Origin of the sequence: Alteromonas sp. K632G, from assembly GCF_017653625.1 — a bacterium.
Taxonomy (GTDB): domain Bacteria; phylum Pseudomonadota; class Gammaproteobacteria; order Enterobacterales; family Alteromonadaceae; genus Alteromonas; species Alteromonas naphthalenivorans.
The window spans coordinates 38,796-54,260 of record NZ_JAGGDM010000015.1 but is presented as its reverse complement, the minus strand read 5'-3'; the positions used below and the strand labels follow the sequence as shown (position 1 = coordinate 54,260).

The window sequence follows — 15,465 nt, the reverse complement described above, 5'->3', positions numbered from 1 at the left end:
CCATTTGTATCTGTGTGCTGTATCTGTGCACATGAGTACATATGTACAATAGCCATTTCGTTCTGTACTTTTTATTTGTCGCTTTATTAGCGCCTTTGTTAAGAACAGGCCGAAAAACCAAAGCATTCGATAAACATCTTATTTAATGTAGAAATTAACTTTCTACTTATTGGGTTAAATCGTTTGACTTTTGGCTGGATGATAGGCAAAATCCGCACCCTCGTTTTTGACATGAATTTATTTGGGAGTTACACCTTGGCTAACATCAAGTCTGCTAAGAAACGTGCAATCCAAGCCGAAAAGCGTCGCCAGCATAACGCTAGCCGTCGCTCCATGACTCGTACAAGCTTGAAGAAAGTAGTAGCTGCTATCGCTAGTGGTGATAAAGAAGGTGCACAAACTGCATTTGCTGCTGCAACTCCGATTCTTGACAGAATGGCTACTAAAGGTTTGATTCACAAGAATAAAGCTGCTCGTCACAAGAGCCGCCTAGCTGCACAAATTAAAGCTTTAGCTTAAATTTTACAGTTAGTAAAAAAGCGCCTATTGGCGCTTTTTTTGTGTCTTTTTTTTGTGTCCCTTGTTCGAGGCTTTTATCAGAAGCTTTTATTAGAAGCTTTTATCAGAGTTTTGGCACTAACTCATTTTGCGAATGGTGCTTGAAGGCGCGACACGTAGTACCCAATGTAATAATGCCCACGGCCAACTTGGCACATAAGACACCGCTTTTTCCTTATTAATGGCTTTTACCAACGCCTTACAGCCGGTTTCGGTATCGACAATAAACGGCACTTTTTCTACCGTTTCATTAATTTCGGTACGAATAAACCCTGGATGTACACAGCTAACCTTAATTGGTGTATTCATCACATCTAAGCGGATCCCCTCTGTCATAGACGTAAGCCCTGCTTTAGTGGCGGCATACACCGTCATAGCGCGTCTGAAGCCTCTTACCGCACTAATTGATGAAATCGTTACTAGATGACCTTCATTTTGCGCTCTGAAAATAGTCATGGCCGCTTCGGCTTGCGCCAGTGCAGCCACAAAATTGGTCTCTGCGGTTTGCTTATTTGCATTAAAAAAACCCGTACCAATAGAGGCGCCCTTGCCCATGCCCGCATTAACAATAACTCTATCGAGTTGCCCCATCTCTTGTTTAAACGCATCAAACACTTCAAATACTGCGTTATGATCATTTACATCAAGGGACTTAATTAGCACCTTGATGTTAGGATTTACCGCTAGCAGTTCGCTTCTAAGTTCTTCTAAGCGGTCTAAACGTCTTGCGCACAATGCTAAGTTGCTACCTTGCTTTGCGAACTCCGCCGCCATTCCTTTACCAAGGCCTGAGCTTGCGCCCGTGATCAGAATATTTTGTCTTGTTGTCATTTTCTTTTTCCTGATTTACGAATGGCCTTTTTACAACGCCACATTAAGTAGTGAATGAATATCCAAAAGTTTTTAAACGCGGGGTTATTGGTTTGACCGTGGTGATAGCGATAGTAAATTTGTTGTGCAATACCCGCTAATCGAAACAAGCCGTACACTTCATAAAAAGTGAAATCATCAACGTCAACGCCCATTTGCTTGCAGTAATAAGCCACCACTTCATCTCGTGTCATCATGCCAGCAAGGTGGGTAGGTTGCCTGCGGGTAGATTGGGCCAGAAAATCATCATCTGCATTCACCCAATAGGCTAACGTATTACCTAAATCCATTAATGGATCGCCAAGGGTGGCCAATTCCCAATCAAGCACACCTAAAATTTTGGTGTAGTCGTTTGGATCTAACACCACATTGTCGAATCTAAAATCGTTATGGGTAATGCAAATACGCTCATTGCTTGGCATATTCGCCTCAAGCCACCGCATAACCCCTTTGCCCGAGGGAACATTCCAGGTTTTTGCTTTCGTATAGCGCTCACTCCAGCCTGTAATTTGGCGCTCTATGTAACCACTACCTTTTCCAATCGTGTCTAAACCAGCCGCCTTATAGTCAACCTTATGTAGCTCTATTAAGCTATCGAGTACATTTTTACACAGCTGATGGGTCTGTTCTGGGGAGGTCTTTAAATCACGAGGAAGATTCTTACGTGGAATAACGCCTGTCAGCTTTTCCATGATATAGAATTCTGTGCCAATTACGGCTTCATCATCGCAATATGCCAGCATATCGGGCACATAGCTATACACCGGCTTCAGCGCTGCTTGAAGGCGATACTCTCGCCCCATATCATGGGCACCTTTTGCTTTAGTGCCCGCGGGCGCACGGCGTAATATTAACGACGTATTTTCGTATTCAAGACAATAAGTCCAGTTAGACGCACCGCCTGAATATTGGGTCACCGTAGGTGTGCCGATGAGGTCTTGAATATGATTTTTTAGCCACCCATCGACAACATTAACGTCTAGCTCTTCGCCTTCTCTTACTGATACTGCTTTATCTAATACTGTATTCGTCATGGGTTACCGTTTTTCCATTGCACGTTTCATCGCTTTGGTTTGTTTTAGCATGTTGTTAATATACATTTGGGTGGGAAGTAGCTTCTTCATCAAAAATGCACGCTTGCCCAATTTGTGGGTAAGGATTAAAAATCGTTTTTTGGCAACCTGATCGCAGATACTTTGCGCAACCTCTTCTTTGGTCATATCTGCTTTTTTGAAAAACCGCGCCATCATTTTGTGCATGGCAGGGTTATCGCTACGCATCGACTCATCAAGATTAGTTTTAAAGAAGCTAGGGCAAACCACACTCACATCGATATTATCAGGCGCAAGCTCTAGCTTCATGGTCTCAGACAGTGATACCACCGCCGCCTTCACCGCGTTATAGCTGTTCATGTAAGGAATAGGCGTTAGCCCCGCTTGGGAGGCAATATTGACAAAATAGCCCGCGCCCTGCGCTTTAAACAAGGGCAGCATGGCCTTGCTGACGCGAACCATGCCTAATAGGTTGATATTGAAAATCCACTTCCACTGCGCAATACTTTCATCGCTTAAACTACCGCCGGACGCCACGCCTGCGTTATTAAACACAACATCAACACCGCCCCATCGTGCTTCTATCGCGGTAACCAAATTAGCGACATCATCATCTTGGGTAATGTCGCATGGTTGATAGAAAGCCTCTGTGCCTTTTTCCGTTAGTAGCGCTAAGGTTTCTTGCCCTCGCTGCTCATGGATATCAGCGATACAAATTTTCAATTGTTCGCCGTTTTTACCGGGTTGCTCGCTTAACGCAAGGGCAATAGCTTGCCCTAATCCCGTGGCACCACCGGTGATAAGGATGCGCTTTTCTTTATTATCTGTTTTTAGGTTATTTATTTTTAGGTTATTGGTTTCTGTACCCATGTTTTGTACTCGTATGTTTTGCTCTTATTGTTAACGCGCAGCCTAGGCTTTTTGAGTAGCGAGTGGTTTGTCCTTACCGTCACTTTTAGTTTTATTTTTCAAACGCTTCGACCACACAGCTAAAAGCCCCGGGCCTGCATACATAGTTAATCCGTAAACCCCAGCCGCCACAGCAAATTCAGGCGAGTTCAAAAAGGTAATACAAATCAACATAGCTAGCGCAGCGTTTTGTACACCCACTTCTATCGACAGTGTAATACCGTCAATTTTTGACAACTTAAAGGCAAAAGCCAAAATAAGCCCCAGCACTACTGCTGAAATATTCAGTGCTAAGCACACCAGTAAGGCTTCTTCCAATGACGCCATTAAATTCGCCCGCTCACTGATTAATATGCCAACGATCATGGCAATCATGAACCATAATGAAAAGGTTCTAAAAAAGTCTTCTACCTTAATAGAAAATGCAGGTTTGAAGTGGCGTATTGCCATACCAATGATGACTGGCACTATCGACACGCACACCAAACCGACAACGGTAGTAACAATGGAAAATGAAGGCGCGTTCTCACCGGCGAAATAATCCATTGAATAATGAATAATAAAGGGCGTTGAGAATACGCAAATAAAAGTCGATAGCGCGGTTAAACTTACTGATAGCGCTAGATTTGCACGCCCAATATGACTGATTAAGTTACTCATGGTGCCACCAGGACACGCTGATAAAATCATAATGCCAATCGCCATCGCCGGATGGAGGGAAAATGCCAAACACAAACCAAACGCCAATAAGGGGAGCAATACAGTTTGCCCCACCAGCCCCACCACAATGGGCTTAGGTGCTTTAAGTAACCGGGTAAAGTCAGCTACGGTTAACGTAAGCCCCATACCAAACATCACGAAAGCCAAGGCCAGTGGAAGAAGTATTTCGGTAAAAATCGAGGCCTGCATATATGCCCTTTGTTATTGTAATAATAGTAAATAAGCCAGTTTACAAACTGCTACTAAACTTTCTGTGTACCTCATGGCCGAAACGTCATTCTGACAGCAGCACCCGACCACCCAGCCTACTGCTTAACAGTTTAGCTACAAAACCACACTTTAATTAACATTTAAACCAGTGTAACCTCGAATAAAATAAATAGAAATGATACTTTTTTATGGAATTTCATAAATATGATGCATGGAAAAATAGATTTAAATTTGTTTTTTGTTCTTAAAGCTGTGTATGAAGAAGAGAGTATTACTGCGGCCGCTAAAGCATTACATTTAACGCAACCGGCAGTAAGTCATGCAATGTCGCGTCTACGAGATAAATTTGATGATGAGTTATTCGTGCGCCACAGCAGACGAATGGTGCCAACCCCGTTGTGCCAATCTATCATTCAGCCTATAAAAGAGGCTCTCGCGCACTTAGAATCTACGCTGTCAGACCCCATCGATTTTGATATCAGCCGCTATAAAAGAGAAATAAGGTTAGGGTTAAGAGATATTCTTGAGTCAACGTTCTTACCGGCACTTATTCCCGAGCTTTTGCAAAATGCAGCGAATATTACGGTAACCAGCAGGCGGGTTACCCGCCCTGAACTTGAAACCGCCCTTACTAATAAAGAACTCGATATCGTCATCGATGCATTGGTGCCTACTGGCCCTGATATCCGTTCAACACTGGTGTGCGACGAGCATTTCGTGCTTATCTGTGCGAAAGAACACCCCATTTTAAAAGATAAAACGCTAGCCAATTATGTATCAGCATCCCACGTTCTGGTGACCTTGAAAGACTCTCGATTAGATACGGTAGACTTAGCGCTTGCGAAACAAAACGCCACGCGACAATTTGCGCTACAGTGCGAACATTACTTCGCTGCCGCAAGTGTAGTCAGTAAATCAGATTTATTACTTACTGTACCAAGTCGTTATGCACAGCAGATTACTAGCAGCCTGCCAGTTGCCGTTACCACACTGCCCTTTGACGTACCACTTATGCCCATTCACATGTATTGGCACAAGCAAGCGGATGAGGATTTAGTGAATAAGTGGATGCGAGAGAAGTTATTAGCACTGGCTAACGAGCTTCTGTAAAACAGATTTTGTTGAAATAGACACCTGTAACACTATCGTCAAACAAGCGTCACCATTTTGTCAATTAACCTCCATATAGTGGCGTTCCAAGGCAATCGCTTTGGGACCTTGCTATGAAAAAAACACATTACCGCACACTTTGGCTTTCTGATATTCACCTTGGCAATCGTGATTGCAAAGCTGAATACCTACTTTCGTTTTTAAACAGTGTCACCGTCGACACCCTTTATTTGGTTGGCGACATTGTCGATATGTGGCAAATGACAAAACAATTTCGTTGGCCACAAGCGCACAATCAAGTTATGCATAAACTAATGGCGATGAGCCAAGATGGCACTCGCGTCGTTTATCTTCCGGGTAACCACGATGAACCAATACAGTCCTATTCTGGAATGGCATTTGGCGATATCGAGATTGAGCGCCAACTTGTTCATACCACGGCCCAAGGCAAACGCTATCTTGTGCTACATGGCGATCAATTTGATGGCGATGTCACCATGGGTAAATTTCATGCCTGGATTGGCGATAAAGGTTACGACTTACTGCTGTTTTTAAACCGCGAGTTCAATCGTTTTCGCAGCTGGCGTAAACGTGAGTACTGGTCACTTGCCGGTTACATTAAAAAGCATATCAAAGGGGCAAACGAAGCGATTGCTCGCTACCGTCAGGCTTGCTGTTCACGGGCAGCAGAAATGGGGCTTGACGGGGTAATTTGCGGTCACATTCATCACCCTGAAAGCACAATGGAAAACGGTATTCATTACATCAACGATGGTGATTGGATGGAAAACTGCAGTGCCTTGGGTGAAGACGAAAATGGAAATTTAAACCTTATCTATTCCCTTGAGAACATGAACAACGCAGATAATGTTACGCCACTTAAAGTGAAAAATTCACCATCGAAAGCAGCATAAGCATATCACTTGAACCCGCGTTTCATGATGAATGAAACGCGGGCCTCTGCATTGTCAGATAACTGACATCAAACTGTGTGAAAAACGTCATATTCCCCTGCTATTGTTCGCAAAAACCGAGAAAGACTATGTTTACTGTTGATGAAGTACTAAATAAACACTATCCCCAAGTGGCTAACAACCCCTTGTTGTTTAGGTCTTTATCGTTTGTGCTGCGCCACCTTTTGCATGAACGAGAAATAATAGAGTTCGGCGAAACCTATCCTCATTACGAAGACATCGATTTTGTAGAGCAAGTGCTCGAATACTTCAATATTAGTTACTCTACCCGAGATGTAGAGAAAGAGCGTATTCCATCACAAGGTCGTGTGGTGATTATTGCCAACCACCCTATCGGCTCACTAGACGCCCTTGCGCTAATTAAACTGGTTAGTGAAGTGCGTCACGACTTAAAAGTAGTGGCGAACCAAATGCTCATGGCCATTGAGCCTTTGCATGACATGCTGCTACCAGTCAATAATATGCAAGGCGGTACGCCGAAACAGCATTTAGGGGCTATTCAAAACCACCTGCAATCAGACGGAGCCATTTTAATATTTCCCGCTGGAGAAGTGTCACGATTACGCCCTCAAGGTGTGCGGGACACCCTATGGCATTCAGGCTTTTTACGTATAGCCCGACAAGCCAAGTCCCCTATTCTTCCGGTTTACATTGATGCCAAAAATAGCCCGCTATTTTATGGGGTGTCTATGGTGTACAAACCTTTAGCCACCGCGCTGCTGGTGAAAGAAATGTTTAAGCAACGCAAAAAACACCTTCCTATGCGAATTGGCGAGCTTATTCCTTTTGAGTCTTACCAACCAACCAGCATAGCGCTAAAAGATCAGGTCAAACTATTTAAGCGCCACTTATACCGCATTGGCAGTAACAAGAAAGGTATTTTCGACACGCAAGCCCCTGTGGCCATGCCGGAAGATAGAAAAGAGCTTTCCCGTGCAATGAAGCAGTGCGAACATTTAGGCCACACTAGCGACGGCCAGTCGATATATTTGTACCAACATAAAAACTGCTCACCAATTATGCGTGAAATTGGCCGCTTAAGAGAAGTGGCCTTTCGTGCGGTAGGTGAAGGTACTAACAAACGCCGCGATATAGACCAATACGATACTTACTACTATCACTTAATTCTTTGGGATGAGAGTAATTTAGAGATTGTGGGCGCATATCGTTTTGGCGATGCTGAGTTACTGAGTCATAAAGACCACCCTACCGGTCTATATTCGGCAACGTTGTTCGACTATGGAAGTGAGGAAAGTAACAGCACCTTGTTCAAAGAGGGGCTCGAACTTGGTCGTAGCTTTGTTCAACCCTGTTACTGGGGTAAACGTAGTTTAGATTATTTATGGGTCGGCATAGGTGCATTTTTAAATCGTTACCCGAAATACCGATACATGTTTGGCGCGGTGTCTTTAAGTAATGCTTACCCTCAACCGGCTAAAGACTTAATTGTACAGTTCTACTCTACGTACTTTCCGGCTAAGTTTGGGCAAGCCACTTCTAAGCGGCCTTATCAAATGTCGCAAGATCCCTTGTATACTTTTACCGGTAACGACTATAAATCTGAGTTTACTCAGTTAAAGCATTTACTCGCCAATATGGGCGTGAACGTACCTACCTTATACAAGCAATACAGCGAACTATCGAAAACCGGTGGCGTGGCGTTCTTAGATTTTAATGTAGACCCTGACTTTAACGACTGCATAGACGGCCTAGTGGTGGTCGATTTAGAAGCGTTAACCCAAAAGAAAAAGGAACGCTATTTAGGAGCAACACAATTAAAACCTGAGCTTAAAAAGTCAGCGTAGAGGTTTACAAATGGCTAATATAGGTGGCTTGATTACCTAATTTTCGTCAACCACCCTATATAAGACACTACACTAAAATAAGAAAAGCGCCCGTTGGCGCTTTTTTTATTCTCGTTGGCATATGAATCTAATACAGGCGTTACAGACTCAATAAAACATCTGTAAAAATATCTTCTAGGGTCACAATATCGGATAGGTGAACGTGTTCATTAACTTGGTGGATGGTGGCATTTGGCACACCCACTTCTACCACTTGAGTTGTGTCTGATGCAAAAAACCGCCCGTCTGAGGTACCGCCAGACGTACTGACCACGGGGTAACGTCCAGTGGCTTGTCGAATGGCTTTTTCTGTAATATTAATTAAGCACCGCTTTTCTGTATTGCTTCTACTCAAATAGGATTCACAGGGTCTAGACCAGCTTATCGAAGCCTCGCTATCTACTTCAGCGATAATACGTGTTAATAACTTAACTAAGCTGTCACGGTTAAATTGCCATGCGTAACGCACATTAAATTCAATACGGGTACTACCCGACACCAAATTATCAGTAAACGCGCCCGTATCTACGTGAGTGACTTGCAAAGACGTACCTGGAAAGTCGAGGCTACCTTGTTCAAACTCGTAGGAGGATAACGCCTGTATGATACGGCTTGCTTTGTGAATTGCGTTATCGCACGTATGCGGGTAAGCAACATGCCCTTGTTTTCCTGATACCAAAATTGTGCCCGACAATGAACCTCTGCGGCCTACTTTAATGGTGTCGCCGGTAGTATGCGTAGCAGTAGGCTCGCCTACTAAGCACATATCAAGTGTAATGTGTTTAGCATCTAAATAGGCCTTTATCCATTTAGAGCCATATTCAGCCTCGCCTTCTTCATCACTGGTAATCAACCACCAATACGTATATTGGTTGGAATCCATTGATGGTAGCGCTCTTTCTGTTGCTGCTAGCATGGCAGCAACACCGGTTTTCATATCGGCAGCGCCGCGACCATAAAGCTTATTTTGACTTATCACGGGGCAAAAGGGATTAGATTTCCATTTTTCTAAAGGGCCTGGTGGCACTACATCGGTGTGGCCAGAAAAAGCAAAATGGATAGGCCCATCCCCCCATTTAGCGATTAAATTAGTCACCCCTTCCACTTTGTGCTTTTCACATGCAAAGCCTAGCTTTTCTAATCGGTGCATTAGATAGCTTTGGCACCCAGCGTCAACGGGGGTAATGGATTCCCGTGCCATAAGCACTTCTGCAAAATGAATGCTTCTAGCGTGGTGGACCAACGAAAGCGCAGTATTGTTCATAAGAATAAATGAAGTCTAAGTTTGCTTACCTGTTATTACACAAAGTAAAGATGACACACAGATAACAAAATTAAGACAAGGAAATGACAAGGCTAAACTGATTTCCCCTTATATACTGTAGTCATATATAGTTAGGGTTATAGATGATTCTATCGATAAACTTGTATTTAGGCAGCGAGCTAAAGTTATTACTAGAAGCGGTTACCCTGCATAAAATTCAATCCCCTTTTACCGATACAACGCGAGGTCGAGTTTTGCTAAAGATTATTGTACTAATACCACTTATCTTGTCGTTATTGTGGTTTGGCTACTTGAGGGTGAATAGCTATTCCCTAGCACAAGGCAAACAAGGTTTTACTTACATACTGGTACTGTCGAGTGTTATTGCGGCATTTTACGCGCTTATGCTCTTTCTCACGCATTAGTACTTTTACTTATTAAAGAAAAACGCTCACAAAAAAGCCAGTGTTGGCGAAGCGATAACCACATCGCTTGTTCAACACTGGCTTTTTTAGCGTATTTTTCACTTACCGCTAAGGCGAGGAATAGCGCTAGGCTTAATAACGGTTTTACGTTTCAACCAGGTTATATTCTCACAAGCCTTTAAGCAGTAAGATCAATAATACTAAAGGTTTTCAGACACCGTAACATCAGCATCAGCACGTAAAGCTTCAATGAACTGCTGGTAAACACGTTGACCTTGCATCTGTGCTAAACGAGGTTTCAGACTTTCTGACATCTCAGCACTTAGCGCAGGCGCACTGTTCACTTTAACAAGCTCAACAATGGCCACGTCACCGTTCACGGTTGCTACCACATCTACACGCTTTTCAGCTTCAGTAGATAAGGTAAACAGTTTATCAACGATACTGCGGTTTAGTGTACTACCACTTCTCGCCACTGCTTCAGCACTTTCCCAGTTAAGAGACTTTTCTGCTAATGTTGCATCTACACTTTCGCCTTGCTGAAGCGATTCAACAACACTTGTAGCCCAGCTTTCAGCAGCTTCTTGTGCTTTCTGTGCTTTCACTGTTGATACAATTCCATCACGAACTTCGTCTAGGGCTTGAGTACGCTGTGGCAAGTGCTCTACAACACGCACAACAACTACCGTTTCATCATCTAGTTCGATAATGTCACTGTTCACGCCTTCATCGATAAGTTCAGAAGAAAACGCGACTTCAGTCAGTGCTGGTGAGCTCATATTTACTGGCACAGTGTTACGGCTAAACAAACCTGTTTCTTGTACCGGTAAGTCAACGGCGTTAGCAACATCTTCTAGTGTATCAGGCACTTCAAATGCAATTTCAGCCATGGTGTTTTGCAGCTCGAAGAATTCTTCTAATGCTTTATCGGTAAGCAATGTCTCGCGGATTTCTGCTTCTACGTCTTCAAATGCCTGAACTTGCGCTTCTTTAAGTTCAGTCAATTTAATGATGTGAAAACCGAATTCAGTTTCAACAACGTCGGTATAGTCACCCACATTCGCTAAACTAAATACCGCTTCATCAAACGCATCGTCCATCATTCCAGGAGTAATAAAATCTAGATCACCACCATTTTCAGCTGAAAAGGTGTCATCTGAATTACTTTCAGCTAACTCAGCAAAATCAGCACCGTCGTTCAGTTGGTCTAATAGTGCTTGAGTTTTCGATTTTGCTGCATCAGCGTCATCGCCTGACTCGATAAGAATATGTGAAACTCGACGCTCTTCTTCTTTGCCATAACCGCTAAGGTTATTGTCATAGTAAGTGCGAACGGCTTCGTCATCGACGCTTACGCGGCTTTTAACGTCTTCTACTGTCAGTGATACATAGGCAAGCTTAATTTGCTCTTCGGTATCAAATGCAGTGATGTTAGCGTTGTAATATTCGGCAATATCATCTTCTGTTACTTCCACCGACTCGGCGAATGAAGCAGAATCAATCATCACGTATTTAGCGTCACGAGTTTGAAGCTGCAATGCATTCGCACGTTCAGCTTCTCCAGGCAACGCAAACTCAGAATTGGTTAACGCTGCAGCCAATTGATTTTGTGTCATTTGAATGCGTAAATAATCACGGAAGTCAGCAACCTGAAAGCCATTTTGACGCAAAATAGTTTGGAAACGGTCGTTGTCGAATTGACCACCGAACTGAAACTCTGGCATTTGTACGATAGTTTCACGAATTTGAGCATCGCTAACGCGTAAGCCCATTTCCTGTGCTTGTTGCTGAATGAGTTTTTCAGCAATAAGTCTATCTAGTACGTTACGACGAAAGTCACTTAAATACTGTTCGCTTGAAAACAACTGGGCAATGCTTTCGCCAAATTGTGATTCCATTTGTGCCCGTTGGTTCTGATAACCGCGTTCTAATTCCTGAGCAGAAATTTCTTCGCCATTAACTGTTGCTACTGCCGTAGTACCTGAAGACGTCAGGTAGCTTCCTACACCAGCAAACACGAAACTCAATACGATTAGGGCAATAATTGCCATTGCCCATGGGCCTTGAGAACCTTCTCTGATTCTTTCTAGCATGATTGTTCTTCAACTCCGTTGCTTACTACACTTGCCCTTTAGCGTTGGATAATGCCTACGCTAACATCATGGCAAAAAATAAGCGGTGATTATAACCTAATACCTGTGAAGATAAACGGCTTAACAAAAACTAATCCTTCTATTGTCCAATAAAACCGCAGCGTGACGCGCAATGCACTGTCGCGCTATAGGTGAGATAAAGAAAATAGTGGGAAATGATAAATTCGGCGTTACAAATAAAAAAGGCGATGGCATAAGCCATCGCCTTTTTCTTGCAAGTTTTGCTTAGTTACAAGCGTCTTTCAGAGCTTTACCAGCTTTGAAAGATGGAACTTTCGCCGCTGAAATCTGAATAGTCTCACCAGTTTGTGGATTACGACCACTACGAGCAGAGCGCTCACGTACTGAGAAAGTACCGAAACCGACTAGTGCCACTTGGTCACCGTCTTTAAGTGCTGCAGTTACTGAGTCAGTGAATGCATCTAGAGCGCGGCCGGCAGCTGCTTTTGAAATATCTGCGCCAGCAGCAATTTGGTCGATAAGTTGAGACTTGTTCACTATTATGATCCCCTTCGATTGTTATTATACTGTTTGTCCAAAACGATTTGATTGAACGTTATAGCAAGCTTGATTCTGAACATCAAGCATCTGTCACAATTAATTAACTTTTATTGAATCGCTGCAATCCCTTTTGTGGCAAGGCTTCAAGCGAATACAAATTAAAGGTAACACAACTCTTGCGACAAGAAAGCCCTATTTTGAAAAAAATAGGCGAATTGGCGAAGGTATGCACACTTTTTAATCAATTATTGCAAATTTAAGGCTGCAAGCCTTTAAAATTAGGACATGCAGCCAACCATTTTAGCTTTTAGTTGCAACCTCAAAAGACTCTACTGGCTCTTGAAGTGCAATATCAAGCACATCATCAATCCACTTTACAGGGTGAATTGATAAATCTTTTTTCACGTTTTCTGGAATTTCTTCCAGATCACGTTCATTTTCTGCTGGAATAACCACCGTTTTAATTCCACCACGGTGGGCGGCTAGTAGCTTTTCTTTCAAACCACCAATGGCCAACACTTCACCACGCAGTGTTATTTCACCGGTCATGGCCACATCGCATTTAACGGGGTTACCTGTTAACGATGACACCAAAGCTGTACACATTGCGATACCCGCACTTGGGCCATCTTTAGGTGTAGCACCTTCAGGCACATGCACGTGAATATCGCGTTTTTCATAAAAATCTTCGTTAATACGAAGCTTTTCAGCGCGACTACGCACAACCGTCATTGCAGCTTTGATAGATTCCTGCATAACATCACCAAGCGAACCGGTTGATGTCATCTTGCCTTTACCAGGTACCGACGTGGTTTCGATAGTCAGTAAATCACCGCCTACCTGTGTCCATGCTAATCCGGTAACTTGGCCAATTTGATTGTCTTTGTCTGCCTTACCGTAATCGAAGCGTTGTACCCCTAAGTAATCTTTAAGATTGTCTTGAGTCACTGACACTTTATCTTTGCTCTTAGTCAGCAAGATATCTTTAACGGCTTTACGACATACCTTAGAAATTTCACGTTCTAAGCTACGAACGCCTGCTTCACGGGTGTAGTAACGAATCATGCCGATAATGGCAGATTCGGTAATCTCAAGCTCTTTAGACTTAAGTCCGTTACGTTCCATTTGCTTACTGATTAAGTGACGTGTTGCGATGTTTAGCTTCTCGTCTTCGGTATAACCAGAAAGACGAATAACTTCCATACGGTCAAGTAATGGGCCTGGAATATTCATGCTATTCGAGGTCGCCACAAACATTACATCAGATAAATCGTAGTCCACTTCTAAATAGTGGTCACTGAAACTATTGTTCTGTTCTGGGTCAAGCACTTCAAGTAACGCAGATGCTGGGTCGCCACGCATATCAGACGACATTTTATCAATCTCATCTAATAGGAAAAGTGGGTTTTTAACTCCAACTTTTGCCATTTTCTGCACTAATTTTCCAGGTAATGAGCCTATGTAAGTACGTCTATGTCCACGAATTTCAGCTTCATCACGCACGCCGCCTAATGCCATACGTACATACTTGCGCCCTGTCGCTTTCGCAACAGATTGACCAAGAGAGGTTTTACCCACACCAGGAGGCCCTACAAGACACAAGATGGGTCCTTTCAGCTTTTTAACACGCTGTTGTACCGCGAGGTATTCTAGAATGCGTTCTTTGACTTTCTCTAACCCGTAATGATCTTCATTTAAAACCACTTCAGCGCGAGATAAATCTTTCTTCACTGGTGAACGCTTATTCCACGGTACGTTGGTTAGCCACTCAATGTAGCTGCGTAATACGGTAGCTTCTGCCGACATGGGCGACATCATCTTAAGCTTTTGCAACTCAGACTTAGCTTTATTCAACGCTTCTTGCGGCATTTTGGCGTCTTCGATTTTCTTCGCTAACGCTTCAAATTCATCTGGTGCATCATCAAGTTCACCAAGCTCTTTTTGAATGGCTTTCATTTGCTCATTCAAATAGTACTCACGCTGGCTTTTTTCCATTTGCTTTTTAACACGGGTGCGAATTTTCTTCTCAACCTGTAGCAAATCGATTTCACCTTCCATCAAGGCCATTAAATACTCAAGGCGTTCATTCACCCCTTTCATTTCTAGCACTTTTTGTTTTTCGGTGAGTTTAAGCGGCATGTGCGCAGCCATGGTATCTGCTAAGCGTGCAGCATCTTCGATACCATTTAGCGACGTAAGTACCTCAGGCGGTATTTTTTTGTTTAGCTTAACGTAACCTTCAAATTGCGATACCGCAGAGCGAATAAGCACTTCTTGCTCGCTCTCATCAATAGCACCGTCTTCAATTTTATTTACGTTAGCTACAAAGAATGGCTCTGATTGCTCGTAACCTTCAACTTCACCACGCACACTTCCTTCAACTAACACTTTTACCGTGCCGTCAGGAAGTTTCAAAAGTTGAAGAATGGTGGCAATAGTACCAACGGTATAAATGTCATCGGCATCGGGTTCATCCACACCGGCGTCTTTCTGGGCCACTAAGAAAATCTGTTTCTCGTTTTCCATTGCCGCTTCAAGACAACGGATCGATTTTTCTCGCCCGACAAATAAGGGTATGACCATATGCGGATAAACAACCACGTCCCTTAAGGCAAGCACAGGAATTTCAATGCGATTTTCTCGCTCAACTGTCATACGTGTTCTCTATTAGTTAGCATTGTCGATTGATATGGGGATGCTAGCGCAAAGTTCAAATAAAACATTCTTAATGTACGTAAATTCGCTGCTTTCCCTGCTTTTCTTTACCATTATCGATTTTAGACCGTATGGCAATAGTTTGTTGCCGAATCTATCAGAAAGGATAGGTTAAACGGGTTTGTTTGCTCAAATAACCAACAAGTTGTTATTTGAGAGG

General features: G+C 43.2%; 13 protein-coding genes. 5 read left to right on the top strand and 8 right to left on the bottom strand.

All coding sequences use genetic code 11. From position 1 onward, the window contains the following. Window positions 1-255 precede the first annotated feature (255 nt). Complete coding sequence (gene rpsT, locus J5X92_RS14855; protein WP_013783316.1) at window positions 256-519, top strand: 30S ribosomal protein S20; 264 nt, start codon at window positions 256-258, stop codon at window positions 517-519. A gap of 117 nt (window positions 520-636) precedes the next feature. Here rpsT and J5X92_RS14850 read toward each other — a convergent pair whose 3' ends face one another. Genes J5X92_RS14850 through J5X92_RS14835 form a run of 4 tightly spaced genes read right to left on the bottom strand, consistent with a single transcriptional unit; the run spans window position 637 to window position 4,298 of the window. Further along, entirely contained in the window at window positions 637-1,389 is a 753-nt protein-coding gene (locus J5X92_RS14850) for an SDR family oxidoreductase (protein WP_013783315.1), read from the bottom strand. Continuing rightward, complete coding sequence (locus J5X92_RS14845) at window positions 1,386-2,462, bottom strand: phosphotransferase family protein (RefSeq protein WP_013783314.1); 1,077 nt, start codon at window positions 2,460-2,462, stop codon at window positions 1,386-1,388. The genes J5X92_RS14850 and J5X92_RS14845 overlap by 4 nt, the downstream gene beginning before the upstream one ends. A 3-nt stretch (window positions 2,463-2,465) precedes the next feature. Beyond that, window positions 2,466-3,350, bottom strand: a complete 885-nt coding sequence (locus tag J5X92_RS14840) for an SDR family oxidoreductase (RefSeq protein ID WP_126873432.1) — start codon at window positions 3,348-3,350, stop codon at window positions 2,466-2,468. A 42-nt stretch (window positions 3,351-3,392) separates the two neighbouring features. Beyond that, window positions 3,393-4,298 (bottom strand): bile acid:sodium symporter family protein, encoded by a 906-nt coding sequence (locus J5X92_RS14835; protein ID WP_126873431.1) that lies wholly within the window; start codon window positions 4,296-4,298, stop codon window positions 3,393-3,395. Window positions 4,299-4,523: 225 nt separating this feature from the next. On the opposite strand from J5X92_RS14835, the gene J5X92_RS14830 reads away from it, so the two are divergent. The 3 genes from J5X92_RS14830 (at window position 4,524) to J5X92_RS14820 (ending at window position 8,208) form a co-directional block, all read left to right on the top strand. After that, window positions 4,524-5,429: a LysR family transcriptional regulator gene (locus tag J5X92_RS14830; protein ID WP_208806024.1), complete on the top strand. Its 906-nt coding sequence runs from the start codon at window positions 4,524-4,526 to the stop codon at window positions 5,427-5,429. 113 nt (window positions 5,430-5,542) lie between these two features. Continuing rightward, a complete protein-coding gene (locus tag J5X92_RS14825; protein ID WP_126873428.1) occupies window positions 5,543-6,343 on the top strand; it encodes a UDP-2,3-diacylglucosamine diphosphatase in 801 nt (266 codons plus the stop codon). Window positions 6,344-6,471: 128 nt separating this feature from the next. Continuing rightward, a complete protein-coding gene (locus tag J5X92_RS14820) occupies window positions 6,472-8,208 on the top strand; it encodes a lysophospholipid acyltransferase family protein (protein ID WP_208806023.1) in 1,737 nt (578 codons plus the stop codon). A 139-nt stretch (window positions 8,209-8,347) separates the two neighbouring features. On the opposite strand, the gene dapE is transcribed toward J5X92_RS14820, so the two are convergent. Next, complete coding sequence (gene dapE / locus J5X92_RS14815) at window positions 8,348-9,511, bottom strand: succinyl-diaminopimelate desuccinylase (protein ID WP_208806022.1); 1,164 nt, start codon at window positions 9,509-9,511, stop codon at window positions 8,348-8,350. A gap of 143 nt (window positions 9,512-9,654) precedes the next feature. Between dapE and J5X92_RS14810 the strand changes: the two genes are divergently transcribed. Beyond that, complete coding sequence (locus tag J5X92_RS14810) at window positions 9,655-9,936, top strand: hypothetical protein (protein ID WP_208806044.1); 282 nt, start codon at window positions 9,655-9,657, stop codon at window positions 9,934-9,936. A 200-nt stretch (window positions 9,937-10,136) separates the two neighbouring features. Here J5X92_RS14810 and J5X92_RS14805 read toward each other — a convergent pair whose 3' ends face one another. From J5X92_RS14805 to lon, 3 genes are all read right to left on the bottom strand, one after another. After that, window positions 10,137-12,029 (bottom strand): SurA N-terminal domain-containing protein, encoded by a 1,893-nt coding sequence (locus J5X92_RS14805; RefSeq protein WP_208806021.1) that lies wholly within the window; start codon window positions 12,027-12,029, stop codon window positions 10,137-10,139. 285 nt (window positions 12,030-12,314) lie between these two features. After that, window positions 12,315-12,587 carry a nucleoid-associated protein HU-beta gene (hupB, locus tag J5X92_RS14800; protein WP_012518978.1) on the bottom strand — a complete coding sequence of 91 codons (273 nt, stop codon included), beginning with the start codon at window positions 12,585-12,587 and terminating at the stop codon, window positions 12,315-12,317. A gap of 303 nt (window positions 12,588-12,890) precedes the next feature. After that, entirely contained in the window at window positions 12,891-15,245 is a 2,355-nt protein-coding gene (gene lon, locus J5X92_RS14795; protein WP_208806020.1) for an endopeptidase La, read from the bottom strand. Window positions 15,246-15,465 lie beyond the last annotated feature (220 nt).

Bases quoted from the DNA above. Each gene is read 5' to 3' on its own strand.
- J5X92_RS14850 (WP_013783315.1), bottom strand. From the start codon at position 1,389: ATGACAACAAGACAAAATATTCTGATCACGGGCGCAAGCTCAGGCCTT.
- J5X92_RS14845 (WP_013783314.1), bottom strand. From the start codon at position 2,462: ATGACGAATACAGTATTAGATAAAGCAGTATCAGTAAGAGAAGGCGAA.
- J5X92_RS14840 (WP_126873432.1), bottom strand. From the start codon at position 3,350: ATGGGTACAGAAACCAATAACCTAAAAATAAATAACCTAAAAACAGAT.
- J5X92_RS14835 (WP_126873431.1), bottom strand. From the start codon at position 4,298: ATGCAGGCCTCGATTTTTACCGAAATACTTCTTCCACTGGCCTTGGCT.
- J5X92_RS14830 (WP_208806024.1), top strand. From the start codon at position 4,524: ATGATGCATGGAAAAATAGATTTAAATTTGTTTTTTGTTCTTAAAGCT.
- J5X92_RS14825 (WP_126873428.1), top strand. From the start codon at position 5,543: ATGAAAAAAACACATTACCGCACACTTTGGCTTTCTGATATTCACCTT.
- J5X92_RS14820 (WP_208806023.1), top strand. From the start codon at position 6,472: ATGTTTACTGTTGATGAAGTACTAAATAAACACTATCCCCAAGTGGCT.
- dapE (WP_208806022.1), bottom strand. From the start codon at position 9,511: ATGAACAATACTGCGCTTTCGTTGGTCCACCACGCTAGAAGCATTCAT.
- J5X92_RS14810 (WP_208806044.1), top strand. From the start codon at position 9,655: ATGATTCTATCGATAAACTTGTATTTAGGCAGCGAGCTAAAGTTATTA.
- J5X92_RS14805 (WP_208806021.1), bottom strand. From the start codon at position 12,029: ATGCTAGAAAGAATCAGAGAAGGTTCTCAAGGCCCATGGGCAATGGCA.
- lon (WP_208806020.1), bottom strand. From the start codon at position 15,245: ATGACAGTTGAGCGAGAAAATCGCATTGAAATTCCTGTGCTTGCCTTA.